This window comes from uncultured Clostridium sp., assembly GCF_937920395.1.
In the GTDB taxonomy this organism is placed as follows: domain Bacteria; phylum Bacillota; class Clostridia; order Clostridiales; family Clostridiaceae; genus Clostridium_AD.
Genome location: NZ_CALEVF010000046.1, coordinates 1 through 17,528 on the forward strand (window position 1 = coordinate 1; position 17,528 = coordinate 17,528).

The window sequence follows — 17,528 nt, forward strand, 5'->3', positions numbered from 1 at the left end:
TTGAATTGACCTATTAGTTCTTAACATAATTCCTTCTGGACTTGTTATATTTTTTTATGATATTAATCTCTTTTGAACAAATTTCTTTGATACGTAGAGTTTTTTATTTCCTTTTGCTTTTGTACATTTTGATTTGCATTGGCAGTCATCACAATCTTCACATTCATAGATTGTTACATCAGCCTCATATCCAGACTTTGACCTCTTTGTCTTTTTACCAATAACACTTAAAATTTTATTATTATGGCAAGTATATTTATCATTCATTTCATCATAATTCATATTTTGTCGTTTACTTATATTATTTTTAAAGCATCTTTTTTTCATATTTTCATAAGTTTGAGGCTTTATAAATGTGTTCTGTTTATTCTTTTCTAGGTACTCATAATTTTCTTCACTTTCATATCCAGCGTCAGCTATTAAATTCTCAAATTTTTGTGATATATTCTCTCGTAATTTATCTAAAAATGGAATAAACGTTAATTGATCAGATCTTTCACTAGAAATATCTAACCCCACAATATATTCACCTTCTACTCCAATTTGCATATTATATCCTGGTTTTAGCTGAGAATTTCTCATATGGTCCTCTTTCATATGCATAAAGGTTGAATCTTTATCAGTTTTTGAAAAACTATTTTTTCCATCAAATATTTTGCTGTAATCATCATACTTAAATTATACACCAAAAGTGGATTCCTTGGAATCCACTTTTGTATTTACAAAAGAAAAAGAACCATCTCGCAATAGAAATCACTTTCTATTTTGAGACACCCCCTTAATTAAATTCTTATTAAGTTCTTATTATGTTTTACACTATTTTAATCTAAATTTTAACAACAGTTTATTTAAACAAATTCTATATTAATAGAATTTGTTTAAAATTCTAATCCTTGGGCCTGTTTTTGTTTAAACTTTTTTTTCATCGGCAAATAATATAGGAAAACAGGAATTATCAACCCTAAAAGCCAAGAAATATCTGCACCATTTAATGCGGTACATATCGGTCCAACGTATAATGTTGAATTCATAAATGGAATTTCTACAATAACTGCAACAATATAAGCAATCAAAGTTATCTTATTAAATTTTCCGTATATACCATCTACGTCAAACATGTCCTTAACGCTATATTTCCCATGACGTAAAAGATAAAAATCGAGAAGATTAATTGATGTCCATGGAATTAAAAAGTAAGAAATAAACAAAATAAAACTCTTAAACAATGAAATAAAACTACCTTGCCCTGTTATTTCTATAATTGATCCAGCACAAACTATTATCAAAATAAATATAGCACGAACTTTAGAAGTAACTTTCATTTTTAGAAATGGCTCTACAGTAGTTACTGTGGCCATAAATGCACCGTATAAGTTATAGACATTTATTGAAAGTTGTCCTAAAATAATTATGACATATAAGAATAATGCAAATACGCCAAATAATTTAGCTAAATTAGGACCTGCTGCATCAAGAAAATTTGGTACTGCAGAAACTAAGACTACCCCTAAAATCATCATCCAAACTGTACCCAATACTGATCCTGCATAAGTATACCAGAAAGCTGCCTTTTCAGATGTATCCTCTGGAAGATATCTTGAATAATCAGCTACATAAGGCGCATATGCTATCTGCCAAGTGGCAACAATTGATATTGCCAAGATAAATGTTGCAAAGTTAAAATTATTAGGATTCCAAGCTTCAGCTGGTACTGGCATACTAAATACTTTAATGGTAACAATTATATATACAGCTAGGAAAACCCATGATAAAATACTCTGCATCTTGTGTATTAAATCATAACCATATAATGTTAAAGTGAAAGCTATAATATTCACTACTATTATTGCAGCAGTTGTTGATACTGGAAGTACACCTTTTACCGTTTGTGCCGCAAGTAGACTACTTGTTGAGAAAAAACCTAAGTACATAAAAATTACTATAACCAAAGGAATTATTGCACCAATAACACCGAATTGTGCTCTACTTTGAATCATTTGAGGTATTCCTAATACTGGTCCTTGAGCTGAGTGCAGTGCCATAAAAATTGCTCCAAATAAATTACCTACAATAATCGCAACCACACTCCAAAATAGATTTAAACCTAAAACCACACATAATGCACCAGTAATGAGTGTGGTGATATGCATATTTCCGCCAAACCAAATTGAAAATAAACTGCTTGCTTTACCATGTCTTTCCTCTTTAGGCACCCATTCAATACTTCTTGTTTCAATTTTCATATAATTATCCTCCTTCTCATTAAAAAATGGATTTAATAATCATTTTACTTTAACTTTTAAATACTCTTATTTTACTGTGAAAATGTTGATATAATGTTCTTCCGTCACAAAAACATCTAGATTATTGTTACAATTTTAAATATACAGAATAATCTATTTATAGCACTATGTTAATGGGGGTACCTTTAATAAAATTTTCAACATTACTAATACATATATTTGTTTTAATGATAGTTGCTTCCTTGGTATAAAAACCTATATGTGGAGTTACTACTATATTATTTAGCTTTAATAAGTTGTTTCCACTCAGTATAGAAAAATCTATATCATCAAGACCTGCACCTAGGATGTTACCATTATATAAAGTGTTATATAAATCTTCTTGATTTACAATTCCGGCCCTAGCTGTATTAATAAAGATGGAATCTTTACTCATCAGATCTAATTCATCAGAAGTTATAATATTTTTAGTTGATGGTAATAAAGGCATATGCAGTGTTACTATATTACTTTCTTTAAAAATTGTTTTGTAAGAAACAATCTTTAAATTATACTTTTCTTCCGTTCCTTTCTTCGGGTAAGGATCATAAGCAATTACCTTCATATCAAACCCTTTTGCAATCTCTGCTACTCTGCACCCTATAGAACCTATTCCAATAATTCCAAGAGTTTTATTTGACAACTCCATGCCTTTAAATTTTTGCCAATTATACTTATTAGTTGCCTTCACATCATAATCTGCTTTTGGGATTTCCCTCATAACGGCCAACATAAGGCTTATTGCTAATTCTGCAACTGCGTTTTTTGCGTAGCCTGGTACATTTGTTATAGTTATGCTCTTTTCCTTTGCTTCGCAAAGATCAACATAATCATAGCCTGTAGACCATAATGAAATTAACTTAATCCTTTTTAAGTCTTTAAAAACTCCATTTTTATAATACGTCCAACCTGATATTAAAATATCTGCTTCATCTGCTCTTTTAATTATCTCTTGATTGTTTTTAGGTGTTCCAAAATATATTTTTAGGTTTCCTAATTTTTTTAATCTATCTATCTGTTCTTGATTTAAAACGATATCATCTAAAACTACAATATTCATTTTTTCACCCCAAATTCGAACTATTAGAAATATCTTGCCCAATAATTTTAGTGGTTTATTTAGATGTCTTAAACTTATTGTCGAAATATGGAAGACAGTCACCCCCTCGAGGTAGAACTCCAATTTTAGAATTGGGATTTTTACTTAAAGCATAATCAATAGCCTCTTGAAGGGTTTCAAACTTTTCATAACCAATAATTTTAATATCTTCTTCAGACAATCCTTCTGTTATTATTAGAATTTTAGCCTTTTCTCGTACTCTAGCATTAGCCATAGCAATATTTGCCGCTACTAAATCAGCTGAGTCATCTTCTAAAGAAATTTTTCTTACAATAGTTTAAGCTTCTTTATATGATAACTTTGCCCACTCTTTGAGCCTAGGATAATTAGTTTCCATACCCTCATAACAAGGTGCAACAAAGATAATGTACCCCTCCCCGGTCAATTGTTTTTTAAACTACCTTCTATAGTGGTTTTCTAACCACATCAATTACAGAACCATCTCTATATTCTATAACTGCGACTATTTCATCTGAAAATTCAATTGCCTTTGGTTTACCAGTCATTTTCTCAGCTATATCTTTTAACTCACCAATAGTCCTTATAGGAAGGTTAGTATTCTTTAATTTATCTATTATGTCTGTCCTTCTTGGATTAACTGCTATTCCTCTTTCTGTTACGATAACATCAATGCTTTCTCCTGGTGTTGTTATTGTAGTTACATTATCCTTAATAATTGGAAGCCTTGCCTTAGTTAATTGTGTTACAATTATTGTAAGTTTAGCCCCTGCTGCTGTATCACTATGGCCTCCGGAACCACCCATGATAGTTCCATCTGAACCAGTGGTCACATTTACATTAAAATTTGTGTCTATTTCCGTAGCACCCAAGATAACTATGTCTAGCTTGTTTACAACGGCACCTTTGTTATCTGGATTTCCATACATAGATGCAGACATTCTTTGATGTTTATGAGTGCCTACATAAGACTGTATTGCTTGCATATCAAAACACTGTACATCAAATAAATATTTAAATAATCCTTCTTCAAACATATCTACAAGGTATCCAGTTATTCCACCAGATGCAAAACTTCCAACTATAGCATTTTCTTTCATATATTTTCTGAGCTCCGCAGCTACAGCTAAAGAAATTCCACCTGCACCAGTTTGAAATGACATTTCATCTTTAACAAGACCGGTCGCCACCATAACCTCACTCGCCATTTTAGCTATTTTAAGTCCTACTGGATCCTTAGTTATTTTTGTAGTACCTGATATTATTCCATCTGGATCACCGATAGAATCTACTTTTACAATATAATCCACATATATTTGACTTATTTCTATTGGGCAAGCTGGATATGGGACTAAATTATCAGTTACTGCTACAACCATATCTGCACACTGGGCATCTGCTACTGCATATCCTAATGCTCCACAGGCAGATTTTCCATATAGTCCATTGATGTTTCCATAGTTATCTGCAGTTGGTGCTGCAATGAAAGCCACATCTATGTGTAAATCTCCACTTTCTATTGCTCTAGCACGTCCACCATGGGTGTGCATTATAACTGGTGTTTTTAATATTCCTCTAGAAATTTCTTCAGCTATTGGACCTGACATATAATTAGTAACTATTTTAGTAATTACACCGTTTTTTATATGCTCAATCAAAAGCAAATTATTAGGGAAAAGAGCGCTTGCAGCTAATGTAATGTTCTTAATTCCTCTTTTAGCAATCGCATCCACCACTAAATTCAATACATTATCGCCATTTCTTAAATGATGATGGAATGAAATTGTCATACCATCCTTAAGCGAAACCTTATCAAAAACACTATCCATGTTAGGTAAAACCTTTTCATCTTCTGGCGTTACAGAGTTTAGTTTTACTTCTTTCTTAAGTTTCGTGCCTGCATTTTTAAATGCACCTTCAAAAGGAATTACATTTCCATATCCTTCTATATATTCTGGTATTCCTCTACCTAATATATTTTTCATTATTATCACCTCAATTAGCTAATCCACTAAAGTAGATTTTACCTATACTTTTACATAAGACCTAAAAGTTTTGCTAATTCTACTGTGTTTTTAGCTCTATTTATAACTGGTGCATCTACCATTTTGCCATCTAATGAAAATACTCCTTTGCCATCTTGTTCTGCGAGTATCATAGCCTCAAGGACTCTTTTGGCGTGTTTTATTTCTTCTTGCGTTGGAGCAAATACAGAATGAATAGTCTCAATTTGTCTTGGATTTATTGCAGCTTTACCCGTGAGTCCTAAACTTTTAGCTCTAACTGTGTCTTTTGCTAATCCTTCAAAATCATTAGTGTCTGTAAATGGAGTATCAATAGAATCTATCTTCATAGCCTTACATGCAATTGCAACTCGATTTCTTGCATAGAAGATTTCTTCTCCTTCTTTAGTTCTTTTTATACCTAAATCTGAAGTTAAGTCTTCTCCTCCAAGTAAAACAGCTACTACCCTTTTGGAAGATTTTATTATATTATAAACATTTTCAACTCCATAAGCAGTTTCTACTATAGGAATTAACTTTATACTTCCATTTGAAAAATCTTCCTGTGTTTCTATACTTGTAAGTATTTCATCTATAGCCTCAAGTTCTTCTTCTGTAGCTTTTGGTATCATTAATGCATCCGGTTTAACTCTTGCAATTACATCAATATCCTTTTGTGAGTATTCAGTAGTGAATGGATTTACCCTTACTACTACTTCTACATTTTCATAGTCCACATTCTTTATTGCTTCTTTCACCAAAATTCTAGCACTGTCTTTTTCTGTTAGACTTACAGCATCCTCTAAATCTAATATAATTGAATCAGCACCTAGAATTCCTGCATTCTGAAGCATCCCTGAATTATTCCCTGGCATAAAAAGCATAGTTCTTCTGAATCTTTTCATATAAATCACCTCTTACTGAGCTCTTTTTGTAGCGGTTTCTATTCTGGCTTTTATTGTATAGTTTAATGCACCCTTATCTAGAGCAGTTACTATAACATCTTCTACTCCATTTTCATTAAGTGTCTCTAGTATTACTCTTTTTATTTCATCCCCAAACTGTTTCATTACAATACTTTGAAGCTTTATTTCAATGCCACCCTTAAGATTTGGCATAAGCATAATGTATATATCGTTAGATTCCATTGTTCCAGCTTTGGATGGTTTATTAATTTTCATGGTATCACCTCACGCTAAACTTAAATTAATTCATTTTATACTTTCTAAATATGCCTTTTGACCTAAATCATATAAATTGTTACCCTCGCTATCTATTACTACAACTATTGGTAAATCAACCACTTCAAGTCTTCTAATGGCCTCAGATCCTAAATCTTCATAGGTTATTATATCTGCTTTTATTACGCATTTACTTATTAAAGCTCCTGTTCCACCGATAGCTGCAAAATATACAGCACCATTCTTAATCATAGAATCCACGACCTCTTGGGATCTTAAGCCCTTACCTATCATTCCCTTTAACCCTTTATCTAAGAGTTTTGGTGTGTAACTATCCATTCTATAACTTGTAGTTGGACCTGCTGAACCTATTGCCAAGCCTGGCTTTGCTGGAGTTGGTCCAACATAATATATAACTGCATCTTTAACATCTATTGGAAGCTCTTCACCATTGTCTATAAGGTCCACTAATCTCTTATGAGCGGCATCTCTCGCCGTGTATATGACACCAGATAATAGCACACTGTCTCCTACTTTTAATTCACGAACTTTATCTTGGGACAGCGGCGTCATAATTCTTTTCTCCATAATCTTTTCCTCCCCCTAGCCTTTTCTATGCTACAACTCTGCACTCACATGCCTTGAAGCGTGACAGTTTATATTCACCGCTACTGGCAAACCAGCTATATGCGTTGGATAAGTTTCAATATTAACAGCTAATGCGGTAGTTCTTCCCCCAAATCCTTGTGGTCCTATCCCAAGCTTATTTATTTCCTGCATAAGCTCGTTTTCAAGTTCCGCATAGAATGGTTTTATGTTTACCTCGTCAGTTGGCCTAATTGCTGCTCTTTTAGCAAGGTTCGCTGCCTTATCAAAAGTTCCGCCTATTCCAACTCCTACAACTATAGGTGGACATGGGTTAGGTCCAGCTTCTTTTACTACTTTTAGAATAAAATCCTTAACCCCCTTAAGTCCATCTGAAGGTTTTAGCATTTTAATTTGACTCATATTCTCCGAGCCAAAGCCTTTTGGAGCAACAGTTATTTTAAACTTATCTCCCATAACTATATTGTAATATATAACTGCTGGAGTATTATTTTGTGTATTTACTCGCTCTATTGGATCATTAACTACAGACTTTCTTAGAAATCCATCCTCATATCCTTCTGCTACCCCTTTATTAATAGCTCCTTCAAGACCTCCTCCCACTATATGAACATCTTGTCCAATCTCTATGAATACACAAGTCATCCCCGTATCTTGACACATTGGCATTTTTTGCGTCGATGCTATATCTGCATTTATTAAAATCTTATCTAAAATGCCTTTAGCAATACCCCATGTTTCCTCTTCCCTAGCCTTTTTTAATTGATTTCTTATATCATCAGAAAGATTGTAATTAGCATCTATACATAAATTTCTTATCGTTTTTGTTATTTCAGCTACGTTTATTTCTTTCATTGTTATTCTCCTCCTTTTAATCATCACCTAATTGCTGCAATATCTGTGACCTTAGAGGTATATTTAAACTTACACTGAAACTTTATGTTGATTAATTAATTTATAAGTTACCTTATTTTTTCTATTAACTAGAGCTACAACTCTATTCATCTCGTTATTAACTATCATGTACCCTTCATCTACACCCATTCCTGGTTTTGCTAAGCATTGGTCTGCTCCACAAGCAATAGCAATGTTTGTACATACTTCTGCAGATCTATTAGTTTCATTACATGTTCCACCACAATATGCTCCAAGTCCATGTTTTTTGCAGTAAAGTATTGATTCAATTATATTATTAACACCACCTAAGTCTGGTGTTTTTATTTGAAGCATATGGCCTGCTTTATTATCCGCAAATAATACTACGTCATCATAAGTATTACACCATTCGTCTGCAACTAATTCTACATTAATCTTTCTATTATCTAGTTCTGCTGTTAAATCTCTTAATGCTTCCATTTGTCTTTCTCTTTGCTCAACATCCATTGGGCCTTCAATTCTCAACTTAAATGGTTTTGCTGCTTCTTCTAAAACCGCAATATAATCAGCCATAACCTTTGTATCATTTTTAAATGCAACCCCTATTGTTCCGTATACATCTATATGAAATATTGGATTATAGTCCTCACTAGTTCTTAGCTTTAACACCCTAGCACTTAACCACTTAACATATTCTAATAATTTCTCACCCTTAAGACCTAATTTTTCTTCTACATTGTTTATTAATGCATGAGGCATTACATCTGCACCCTTTATTATCATTTTATCTACGCTACTATATCTATCATCCCCTGATTGTGTAAAAATAGGAATTCTCTTAATTTCTACGCCAGTGTTGTATTCTTCACGCACGATTTCTGCCATAGTTACTTTTTTAGATTTTGCTACAGCATCAAGAATAGCCTGAGTTATTCCATATCTTATAGCCGTATGAAGACGTTTACCATCAATTAACATATGATCAAATTCTTCTGCGAGCATTTTAAAACTTTCTAATTTTCTACCTATTAATTTTGGTACTATTTCTTTTTCTATAATTGGTATAAAATCCTTTGCGAGAAATAGTGGATCTCTTCCACCAGCCCCAGAATATTGTACTGCCGCACAGTCTCCATAAGCCACCTGACCATCTTCAAGTATAATCATTACTGATATTGATTCTCCAGCTTGTCTAATGGATTTAAATCCTTCTGTTACTGCTTCACCTACATATGAAAATCCGTCATGTTTTGCACCTCTTTTTATAGCCCTTTGATCATCAAAATAAAACCCAGTTCTTCCTGTTGAACATACTACATCAATAATTTTCATAATATACACATCTCCTTATATAATTTTAAATTAATAAATAATTTTTATGCTTTTGCTGGCCTTCCTATAAGTGTCCCATTTCCTACTGCGAATACATCGTCTATAGTCATTTGAAAACTAACTTCTCTTTTTTCAAATTTTGCTCTCTCTTCAAGTTTTTTGATATTAAAGTTTTTTAATTCATCTGAAAATGGAAGATTCCCAAATTTAAAATATCTTATTGCTCCATCATTATCTCTTGCAGGCATCATTTTACCAGCATTATATTTACTTGGAGCAAATGGCACATCAATAATCCCCATTTGGAACCCTTTAACTACACCCATAGCTAAATCACCTTTTCCAATTTTATATATCATATCTACCATGCACTTTGTCTCAGCTTTTATTACTCCCATCTCCATCATTAAGTCTTGGGACATATGCATTTTTTGTCCTTTTAATAAATTTAAAGTCATCTTTGTAGTCTTTATACCCTCAGCATTAGCTTCTTTAGTAGGTATACCTACAGCTTCATGTGGGGTTTTCACTATTACTTTTGTCGCCCCAGCAAGTGCTGCCGTTGCGGCGCCCGTAGATATAACTCCAAAAGCCTCTGCTTCATCTTCTGGAAATCCTCCCATCCACTCATGCAAAACTGTTGTTAAATATATATCATTATATCCATTAGCCTTTAAGTATTCATTACATTGCTGTTCTAAAGCTCTTATTGCTGCTACATCTTGTATTAAATTTCCACACTGACCATATCCAACTGTAATGTTTTTAACTCCTTGCTCCGCAGCAAGCAAAGCCTCTATTATTCCAACTGCATTTGATGTGCTAGGGGGAACTAGTGTTCCTGTTAATGGTCCAAATGGCTCTCTATTTATTGATATTCCTTGTTCTTCATAAAATCCAACAAGTCTATCACAATATTGCCAGTCCAAAATTGACTTTGTTAAAGGTGCATTTTTTGCATATGGAATATTGTACGATATACATCCACCTTCATTTGAAGTCCAACCTGAAGCATGTGTTATTTCAGCTAATAACCTTGCATCTGGAGTTCCATGTCTTGATTCTAATGGGACATTTATTGCTTCAAAAACTTGCCTGCATCCCTTAACTCCATGATTAACTGCTGGGAATCCATTTAATAGCGATCGTCCTGCCTTTATACTCTCTTTTATTCCAATCTCACATTCATCATATCTATTAAGTCTTGTATAACTATCTATTGTTGTTGGTAGCAAATCTGCTCCACCCTCAATTTCTAAATACTTTAATAATTCAATATGCTTATCAATTAAGGCAACCCCTGCTCTTGGCTGTGCTAATGTTATCCCGGCTTCTTTAGCCTTCCTTAGCTTTTTTGCAAAGTTTTTATGATCTGGAATTTTCTTATTGTATTCTACAGCTTCTTTTAAATCTACCTCTTTACCTGTTGGCCATTGCTCTAATACTTCTTTTCTAACCTCAAAGAAGTCATCCGTAGTCCATTTTTTATTTTTTATTTCCAATGATATTACCCCCTCTAATAATTACATTTTCACTAAATATTTTTTCATAATCCTTACTGCTTTATCCGGATAATATTCGGATAATAACCCCATTGCAGATAATATATAAGTTTTATCAATCAAATACATTGCTTTACGTGGTTTTAAATACATTGGATTTTCTTCATCAAAGGCTCCTGCTTTTAAAATATCTTTTGGATTCTCACTGTGTACTAATACTCCACCTGTCCCTATCATGTATTTCACTTCCATAAGATCTTTACCTATTTGAGTGTACATGGCTCCCATTGGTGTGTGTGTACTTTCAATCGTACCTACATGCCTCTCCATTGATAACTCTGTTGCAACTTTAGCCATAGCCTCATCAAAATGTATTTCCTCCTTAGTCGTCGGAACCATCTTTATGTGTTCTACTCTATATTTACAATTTGCATCAATATCTATTTTCCTCTCAACATCGCAAAGATACTTTCTCATCTTCCTGCTGCCAGCTGCTTCTCTTAGTGAAATTGCAGAATATCTCATTCCAAGATCACCTTCAACCGTTCTCTTAGCAAAAGGTTCCTCAAGGCCCCTTGTGGTAACCCCACCCTTCGTAGGTTCCCCTTCTGCTATAGAATGTATATCTGTTGTTGCACCACCAATATCAACTACTATTAAATCCCCTAAACCGCTTTCCTCATCACTACCATCACTAAGTATCCTTGCAGCCTTTAGCACTGCTGCTGGTGTTGGCATTAAAATACCTTTTATTAGTTCTTCTGCATTACCGAGCCCCTTGGCGTCAATTATTTTTTCCATAAATACTTTTCTAATTTCTTCTCTCGCTGGCTCTACATTTAGTTTATTTAGCGCTGGCATTACATTCTCAGTAATTGTAAAATACATTTTTGCTTTAGTAAATATTTGTCTTACCTCATCGCTTGCTACCTTATTTCCAGCTACAACTATTGGTAGTCTAACTTCATTTTCAGCTAACATTTTTGCATTGTGTATAATGCACTTTTTGTTACCACCATTAGTTCCACCTGCAAGAAGTATTATATCTAAGTTTGAATTTTTAATTTCTTTTATTTCATCTAAAGTTAATTCATAACTATATACTTTTAATACTCTTGCTCCAGCTCCAAGTGCAGCTCTTTTGGCAGCCTCTGCAGTTAACTCTGGCACAAGTCCAATAGCTATCATTTTAAGTCCTCCTGCAGCTGAGGAGCATGCTAATTTCTTAATAAAATTAACATTTTTTCCAATTATTTTTTTTTCTATTTCTAAATAGGCTTTTTCAAAGCCTATCATTATATTCTCCTCTATTGTGGTTATATCTTTAGCTGTAGCAATTACCTCTTCCTTTTCGAGATCTACAACCGTTAATTTTGTATAGGTACTTCCAAAATCTATGAGTAAATAAGCATCCACTTATATCACTCCTTGTAATTTTGTAATTCCTAAATCCTCTCTTAAATCGTGTATTGTTGTCTCAAGTGAAGTATTTGGTGGATATATTCTATCAAATCCCATTGCACGAAATCTCTTAGTTACTTCTTGCCAATTTTGTTTTCCTACAACTATATTTCCACCTACAAGAAGCAATATACCATCCAAACCTGCTTCATCACATTTTTCTCTTATACCCCTGCAATCGATTTCACCTTGTCCGTAAAGCGAAGATACTATTATAGCATCAGCATTAGTTTCAACAGCTGCATTAATAAAATCCTCTTGTGGAGAAAGTACTCCTATATTTATAACATTGAATCCAGCTTCTGTTAAAGCATAATCTAAAATTTTATTACCAACAGCATGACAATCTGATCCTATTACTCCTAGAACTAAAGTCTTTTTAGTCATTTTAAAAAACCCCCTAAATAATTTTTTAAAACATTTATAACTTTTCAAAACATTATTTTTTGAACTCTATCTCGATAATCTTCGACTTAAGTGCTTTTACTGAGCCATCATCTAAACTATACAAAAATTGTATTATCTCCTTATTACTGAAATTCATATTATTTACATCAATAAATCTACCAGGTGACACTATCATCACATCTGATTTTTGAATTATATCCTTAAGTTCAGTATCATCAGTAGTATTTGAGTATTCTATATCAATTTCAGATAATCCCGCTTTTTCTAACGCTCTTTTTACTTTAAACATGAATTGTTCAGATATACATACAAATGCAAACTTTGTATGCTCAACATATCTAGCAATCTTAACTATTGGTTCTAAATTAGGTTTTATAGCAACTCCCAGAATTTCTTTATTAAGGCCCACCGTTAATTTTGTAACTTCATTAACGTGATTGAATGTGGTTATTATAAACTCAGCCTTTCCAATCTTATCTTTCGTATCATTGTCCATCTTTTCTAATTCACTTATGGTCATATGCATTACATTCATATTACTATTATCACTAAGTTGCTCACTAAACATTTTAGCTTGTTCTATATTGCACTCTACGTATATTGCTACTATTTTCTCCATCAACTGTTTTTTCTCAACTACCCTTTGTATTACTAAATCTAAAAACGCTTCCGGTTCCATTCCTATTTCTAAAGCTTCCTCTAGTCCTAAGTCAACAAATTTTACAATCTTTTTTTTCACATCTAGGCTCTCCCAACATACAGCTTCTTCAACTACAAATGTTCCCTTTCCTTGATATGATTTCAAAGCTCCATCTTGCTCCAATTCTTTATACGCAGCACTTACAGTATTTCTACTTACATTTAACTGCTGGGACAATTCTCTTTCTGTAGGTAATTTTGCTCCAACCCTTAAAGTTCCTTTTTTAATTGCATCCATAATTTGTATTTTAACTTGAATATGAAGTAGAACTCCATTGTTTTTATTTATTTCAATGTTCATAAAAATCCCTCCTAATCCATGTTTTATTATTGGACTACTCCACTTCTTACTTATATTACCATATGGACTAATCCACTTCAATTGCTAATTTGTAGGCATTTAATGTTATTTTTATCCCTTTAGCTCAATTAGGCATGATTATCTAGCTTATTCTTAGTTTTATACTATATTTTACATTTTAGTAAAAATATATTATTTTGGTCAAAAAAATAAAAGCCACAGGCATAATAATTTAACCTGTGCTATAAATTGGCTCAAATATGGTCTCATATATTTGTCAAATGAATATGATCTTAATTCTTTCTATATATCATTGCTACTCATGTATTGTTCTACAAGAAATAAAAATATTGTTACGGAAAGCAAATCCGCACTTCCACCAGGGCTTATATTTTTCTCTATAAACTCTACACATAAACTATCAATTTTACTCCTACCAATATCAGTTTTCATTCCTCCAAGTTTAATTATATCTATTGTTTTTTTTCTTACGTCTAGTAGAACCTGTGGATTATGTCTATAAATTATAGTAGTGTCATCGCATATTTGCATTATCCCAATCAGTGTATGAACTAGCCTATCATTGATATTTAGCTGTAAATTTTGTTTATAAAAATTCAGTGCAAAATTGAAAACTGTAGGCATCCCCTTTTCTACTTCACCACGTACGCCTTGAATTTTATATTTTAAAAATAGTTTTTCACCGTGGCTTAACTGAGCATTATCTTCTAAAGATGAAAGTTCATTTTCTACTATTCCTTTAGTCATTTCCTTTATAATATCTTGAATACATTTAAACTCTTTTTTTTCAAAAATTGCTTTTCCTGTAGCAGCGCAAGCAACGCCCATTAAAAAAAGCATACCCTTATGAGTATTAATCCCTTTAGTTTTAGCAAACATATCTTTTTCAGCCTCTACTCCTATTCGTCTAATTCCATTAAAAATTTCTTTATATGTTTTGCCAGAAAGACCTTCTTGGACAAATAAAGCTAAATACTTACTTAAAGTCGAAGTACTATCTATAAAAGTATATAAATTCATATCCGTGTGAGCTCCATTAGACACTGGAGATATTAATCCTGGTGATGGAAAACAAGATATTTCATATATCATTGCCTGAATTGCAAAGCTACTAATTGTCATCGAAACTTTGTTTATTGTATATACTTTTTCATCTTCCATCTTATCTCTCCAATTATTTTTGAAATTATTATAATAAAAACTTTTATGTAAATCAATTACATTATAATCCTTATTTTTTTAAATTTCCTAAAAATTAAATATTTTTATTTTCAGGTTATTTATCTTTACATAATTTAGGATAAAGAATAAACTATCTTTATAGATATGGTAAAACTTTCATAAGGAGGCTTTTCATGTATGGTTATAATGTTGAAAGAATTAATTTAAAGGATGAATATAAGTTAAGAGAAGTTAAAGATTTTCTACAAACATTTGGGCTACTACTTGATGACAACGTCGATTATACTATAGTTATTAGACAAAATGAAGATATTAAAGCCACTTGCTCTAAGTCAAAAAACGTGTTCAAATGTTTTGCAGTTTCAAATGATTTAAGAGGAGAAGGTGTATGCACTATATTGCTAAATGCACTATCGGATAAACTTTTTAATGAAGGTATTTATCATAATTTTATATTCACTAAAGTAAAAAATACCGATATATTTACATCACTAGGATACAAACTTGTACATAAGATAGAGAATGTAGCCCTACTTGAAACTGGAATATATGATATAAAAGAATATTTACAAACTGTAAAAAAAGAATACAATATAACTTCAAATATTCAAAGGTCAGCAATAGTTATGAATTGCAATCCCTTCACCTTGGGACATCTGTATTTAATAGAAGAGGCCGCAAGGCAAAGCGAAGAAGTGCTGGTATTTATAGTTGAAGAAGATAAATCCTCTTTCCCATTTATCTATAGATATGGTATGGTTAAAGAGGGTGTTTCCCATTTGAATAATGTGCGGGTGATTAAAGGTGGAGAATATATTATTTCACAGGCTACCTTCCCATCCTATTTTTTAAGAAAAGAAGATGTAATACTAAAGGCATATACTACATTAGATGCATCAATTTTCGGAAGATATTTTTGTAAAGCTCTAAATATAACTAAAAGATTTATAGGAGAAGAGCCTTATTGTAAAGTTACAAACGCTTATAATGAAGCCTTAAAAGGAATACTACCCACATATGGAGTCGAAGTTGTAGAAATAAAAAGGAAAGCCATTATGGGCTGCATTATCAGTGCTTCAAAGGTCAGGAAGTTAATTAAGGAAGAACAAATAAACCATATTGAACATATAGTACCTATTTCGACATGGAAATTTTTAAATACTCTAGTAGGAAAGGAGATAGTGGAGAAAATAAGAATCAGCGATTCTCCACATTAATTATGATATGTATACAGCAGACGATATAATGCTCGCAAGAGAAGTACGAATTAAATATCAAGAGGACCTAGTGAAGCAATATAAAATTCCACTACTGGTTATTAGAGTTAATTATCCAGGGATTAACAAAAACAATTATTATTCACATGAAATAACTATGATTATGGACAAAATAATCTGTGAACTGTTTTCTTATTCTATTATTTTCAAAAAAATCATTACAACTGCAGAAGGCTTAATTGTAATCATGTGCATTAATAATGAAGCAAGAGCTATTAAATTAATTACACTTAATTTAGAAGATAACCACATTTTAGGGAGATGTGTAGACCTAGATGTATATGATGAAAAAGGTAAAAGTATTAGTAGAAGAGATTTTGGGTTAGAAATGAGAAAATGTTATATTTGTGACGATATAGCTCATATTTGCGTAAGAAGTAAAAAACATAGCATAGAAGAGGTTGAAGAATTTATTAAAAGAAGATTTTTAGAATATACGAAAAAGATCGTAGGTGTTATATGATTACTAAAATTATTTTTCTATGTATTGCTGGGTTTTTAGCGTCTTTTGTAGATTCAATTGCTGGTGGTGGTGGTTTAATAAGTATACCAGCCTTTATGCTTGCAGGCCTTCCTCCTCATATGGTTCTTGGTACTAACAAATTTAGTGCTACTGCTGGTTCTTTTACTAGTTCACTTAAATTCATAAAATCAGGTAAAGCTAATTTTAAACTTCTAAAATATCTTATTCCATTTACATTCATAGGTGCAATATTAGGTGTTAAAGCAGTATTAAATATAGACCAAAAGTTTCTAACCGGATTAGTATTAGTTCTTATAATGTTTATCGGAGTTTACACATTTTTTTCAAAATCTTTAGGACTCGAAGATAAATTTTATGGCCTTACTAAAAAATCTGTTATATACGGCATAATTCTGGCTCTATCTCTAGGCTTCTATGATGGTTTTTTCGGACCTGGAACTGGTTCTTTTCTAATTTTCGGATTAATAAGCATCTTTGGGTTCAACTTTGTATCATCATCTGCTAACGCTCGTATCCTAAACTTCATCAGCAATGTTACCGCATTGGTTTTATTTGCTCTAAATGGCAAAATAGATTATACGTTAGGAATACCAGTAGCTTTATTTATGATTATAGGGGCTAAAATGGGAACATCCGTTGCTTTAAATAAGGGTTCGAAACTTATAAAGCCTATTTTTGTAACAATGTCTTTAGCAGTTGCAGTTAAAATGTTTGTAGGTTTTTTAAAATAAATTTATATCTAAAAAGAACTAATTTTACACTTTATTATTAGAAACGCTCATAAAAAGACTTATTAGCTTATCTTAATCAGATAGGTTAATAAGTCTTTTTATGA

The 17,528-nt window shown here is 32.3% G+C and carries 17 protein-coding genes and 1 pseudogene; 3 read left to right on the forward strand and 15 right to left on the reverse strand.

Annotation, left to right across the window (positions count from 1 at the left end; translation table 11 throughout):
- Positions 1–57: 57 nt before the first annotated feature.
- From Q0649_RS05375 to citG, 15 genes and pseudogenes are all read right to left on the reverse strand, one after another.
- Positions 58–675: pseudogene (locus tag Q0649_RS05375) on the reverse strand (transposase); the annotation flags it as partial.
- Between the two features lie 203 nt (positions 676–878).
- Positions 879–2,243: a cytosine permease gene (locus Q0649_RS05380; protein WP_298838458.1), complete on the reverse strand. Its 1,365-nt coding sequence runs from the start codon at positions 2,241–2,243 to the stop codon at positions 879–881.
- Between the two features lie 157 nt (positions 2,244–2,400).
- The gene (locus Q0649_RS05385) at positions 2,401–3,342 is read right to left on the reverse strand and encodes an NAD(P)-dependent oxidoreductase (RefSeq protein ID WP_298838460.1); all 942 of its coding nucleotides are present in this window, start codon (positions 3,340–3,342) and stop codon (positions 2,401–2,403) included.
- Between the two features lie 55 nt (positions 3,343–3,397).
- On the reverse strand, positions 3,398–3,616 hold the full coding sequence (locus Q0649_RS05390; RefSeq protein WP_298838462.1) for a hypothetical protein: 219 nt from the start codon (positions 3,614–3,616) through the stop codon (positions 3,398–3,400).
- A 190-nt stretch (positions 3,617–3,806) separates the two neighbouring features.
- Positions 3,807–5,345 (reverse strand): citrate lyase subunit alpha, encoded by a 1,539-nt coding sequence (citF, locus tag Q0649_RS05395; protein ID WP_298838464.1) that lies wholly within the window; start codon positions 5,343–5,345, stop codon positions 3,807–3,809.
- 50 nt (positions 5,346–5,395) lie between these two features.
- Positions 5,396–6,268: a CoA ester lyase gene (locus Q0649_RS05400; RefSeq protein WP_298838466.1), complete on the reverse strand. Its 873-nt coding sequence runs from the start codon at positions 6,266–6,268 to the stop codon at positions 5,396–5,398.
- Between the two features lie 12 nt (positions 6,269–6,280).
- Positions 6,281–6,544 carry a citrate lyase acyl carrier protein gene (citD, locus tag Q0649_RS05405; protein ID WP_220316145.1) on the reverse strand — a complete coding sequence of 88 codons (264 nt, stop codon included), beginning with the start codon at positions 6,542–6,544 and terminating at the stop codon, positions 6,281–6,283.
- A 30-nt stretch (positions 6,545–6,574) separates the two neighbouring features.
- Entirely contained in the window at positions 6,575–7,132 is a 558-nt protein-coding gene (locus Q0649_RS05410) for a Fe-S-containing hydro-lyase (RefSeq protein ID WP_298838475.1), read from the reverse strand.
- Positions 7,133–7,162: 30 nt separating this feature from the next.
- The gene (locus Q0649_RS05415; RefSeq protein ID WP_298838478.1) at positions 7,163–8,005 is read right to left on the reverse strand and encodes a fumarate hydratase; all 843 of its coding nucleotides are present in this window, start codon (positions 8,003–8,005) and stop codon (positions 7,163–7,165) included.
- 69 nt (positions 8,006–8,074) lie between these two features.
- The gene (locus tag Q0649_RS05420; protein ID WP_298838481.1) at positions 8,075–9,358 is read right to left on the reverse strand and encodes a methylaspartate ammonia-lyase; all 1,284 of its coding nucleotides are present in this window, start codon (positions 9,356–9,358) and stop codon (positions 8,075–8,077) included.
- Positions 9,359–9,402: 44 nt separating this feature from the next.
- Positions 9,403–10,860, reverse strand: coding sequence for a methylaspartate mutase subunit E (locus tag Q0649_RS05425; protein WP_298838484.1), 1,458 nt, complete (start codon positions 10,858–10,860; stop codon positions 9,403–9,405).
- 21 nt (positions 10,861–10,881) lie between these two features.
- Positions 10,882–12,276 carry a methylaspartate mutase accessory protein GlmL gene (glmL, locus tag Q0649_RS05430; RefSeq protein ID WP_298838487.1) on the reverse strand — a complete coding sequence of 465 codons (1,395 nt, stop codon included), beginning with the start codon at positions 12,274–12,276 and terminating at the stop codon, positions 10,882–10,884.
- On the reverse strand, positions 12,277–12,708 hold the full coding sequence (glmS, locus tag Q0649_RS05435) for a methylaspartate mutase subunit S (RefSeq protein ID WP_298838489.1): 432 nt from the start codon (positions 12,706–12,708) through the stop codon (positions 12,277–12,279).
- Between the two features lie 52 nt (positions 12,709–12,760).
- The gene (locus Q0649_RS05440) at positions 12,761–13,729 is read right to left on the reverse strand and encodes a GntR family transcriptional regulator (protein WP_298838491.1); all 969 of its coding nucleotides are present in this window, start codon (positions 13,727–13,729) and stop codon (positions 12,761–12,763) included.
- Positions 13,730–14,032: 303 nt separating this feature from the next.
- A complete protein-coding gene (gene citG, locus Q0649_RS05445; RefSeq protein ID WP_298838493.1) occupies positions 14,033–14,911 on the reverse strand; it encodes a triphosphoribosyl-dephospho-CoA synthase CitG in 879 nt (292 codons plus the stop codon).
- A gap of 194 nt (positions 14,912–15,105) precedes the next feature.
- On the opposite strand from citG, the gene citC reads away from it, so the two are divergent.
- The 3 genes from citC to Q0649_RS05460 are packed head-to-tail and all read left to right on the forward strand — an operon-like array spanning position 15,106 to position 17,424.
- Positions 15,106–16,149, forward strand: coding sequence for a [citrate (pro-3S)-lyase] ligase (gene citC / locus Q0649_RS05450; RefSeq protein ID WP_298838496.1), 1,044 nt, complete (start codon positions 15,106–15,108; stop codon positions 16,147–16,149).
- A gap of 7 nt (positions 16,150–16,156) precedes the next feature.
- Entirely contained in the window at positions 16,157–16,672 is a 516-nt protein-coding gene (citX, locus tag Q0649_RS05455) for a citrate lyase holo-[acyl-carrier protein] synthase (RefSeq protein ID WP_298838498.1), read from the forward strand.
- Entirely contained in the window at positions 16,669–17,424 is a 756-nt protein-coding gene (locus tag Q0649_RS05460; RefSeq protein WP_298838501.1) for a TSUP family transporter, read from the forward strand. Before citX ends, Q0649_RS05460 begins: the two co-directional genes overlap by 4 nt.
- The last annotated feature ends 104 nt before the right edge of the window (positions 17,425–17,528 follow it).

What these genes read in the sequence shown, in the direction of transcription:
- Q0649_RS05460 (WP_298838501.1), top strand. Translation starts at nt 16,669, where the DNA reads ATGATTACTAAAATTATTTTTCTATGTATTGCTGGGTTTTTAGCGTCT.
- Q0649_RS05380 (WP_298838458.1), bottom strand. Translation starts at nt 2,243, where the DNA reads ATGAAAATTGAAACAAGAAGTATTGAATGGGTGCCTAAAGAGGAAAGA.
- citC (WP_298838496.1), top strand. Translation starts at nt 15,106, where the DNA reads ATGTATGGTTATAATGTTGAAAGAATTAATTTAAAGGATGAATATAAG.
- Q0649_RS05400 (WP_298838466.1), bottom strand. Translation starts at nt 6,268, where the DNA reads ATGAAAAGATTCAGAAGAACTATGCTTTTTATGCCAGGGAATAATTCA.
- glmS (WP_298838489.1), bottom strand. Translation starts at nt 12,708, where the DNA reads ATGACTAAAAAGACTTTAGTTCTAGGAGTAATAGGATCAGATTGTCAT.
- Q0649_RS05440 (WP_298838491.1), bottom strand. Translation starts at nt 13,729, where the DNA reads ATGAACATTGAAATAAATAAAAACAATGGAGTTCTACTTCATATTCAA.
- Q0649_RS05415 (WP_298838478.1), bottom strand. Translation starts at nt 8,005, where the DNA reads ATGAAAGAAATAAACGTAGCTGAAATAACAAAAACGATAAGAAATTTA.
- citG (WP_298838493.1), bottom strand. Translation starts at nt 14,911, where the DNA reads ATGGAAGATGAAAAAGTATATACAATAAACAAAGTTTCGATGACAATT.
- citF (WP_298838464.1), bottom strand. Translation starts at nt 5,345, where the DNA reads ATGAAAAATATATTAGGTAGAGGAATACCAGAATATATAGAAGGATAT.
- citX (WP_298838498.1), top strand. Translation starts at nt 16,157, where the DNA reads ATGTATACAGCAGACGATATAATGCTCGCAAGAGAAGTACGAATTAAA.
- Q0649_RS05390 (WP_298838462.1), bottom strand. Translation starts at nt 3,616, where the DNA reads ATGGCTAATGCTAGAGTACGAGAAAAGGCTAAAATTCTAATAATAACA.
- Q0649_RS05410 (WP_298838475.1), bottom strand. Translation starts at nt 7,132, where the DNA reads ATGGAGAAAAGAATTATGACGCCGCTGTCCCAAGATAAAGTTCGTGAA.
- citD (WP_220316145.1), bottom strand. Translation starts at nt 6,544, where the DNA reads ATGAAAATTAATAAACCATCCAAAGCTGGAACAATGGAATCTAACGAT.
- Q0649_RS05420 (WP_298838481.1), bottom strand. Translation starts at nt 9,358, where the DNA reads ATGAAAATTATTGATGTAGTATGTTCAACAGGAAGAACTGGGTTTTAT.
- Q0649_RS05385 (WP_298838460.1), bottom strand. Translation starts at nt 3,342, where the DNA reads ATGAATATTGTAGTTTTAGATGATATCGTTTTAAATCAAGAACAGATA.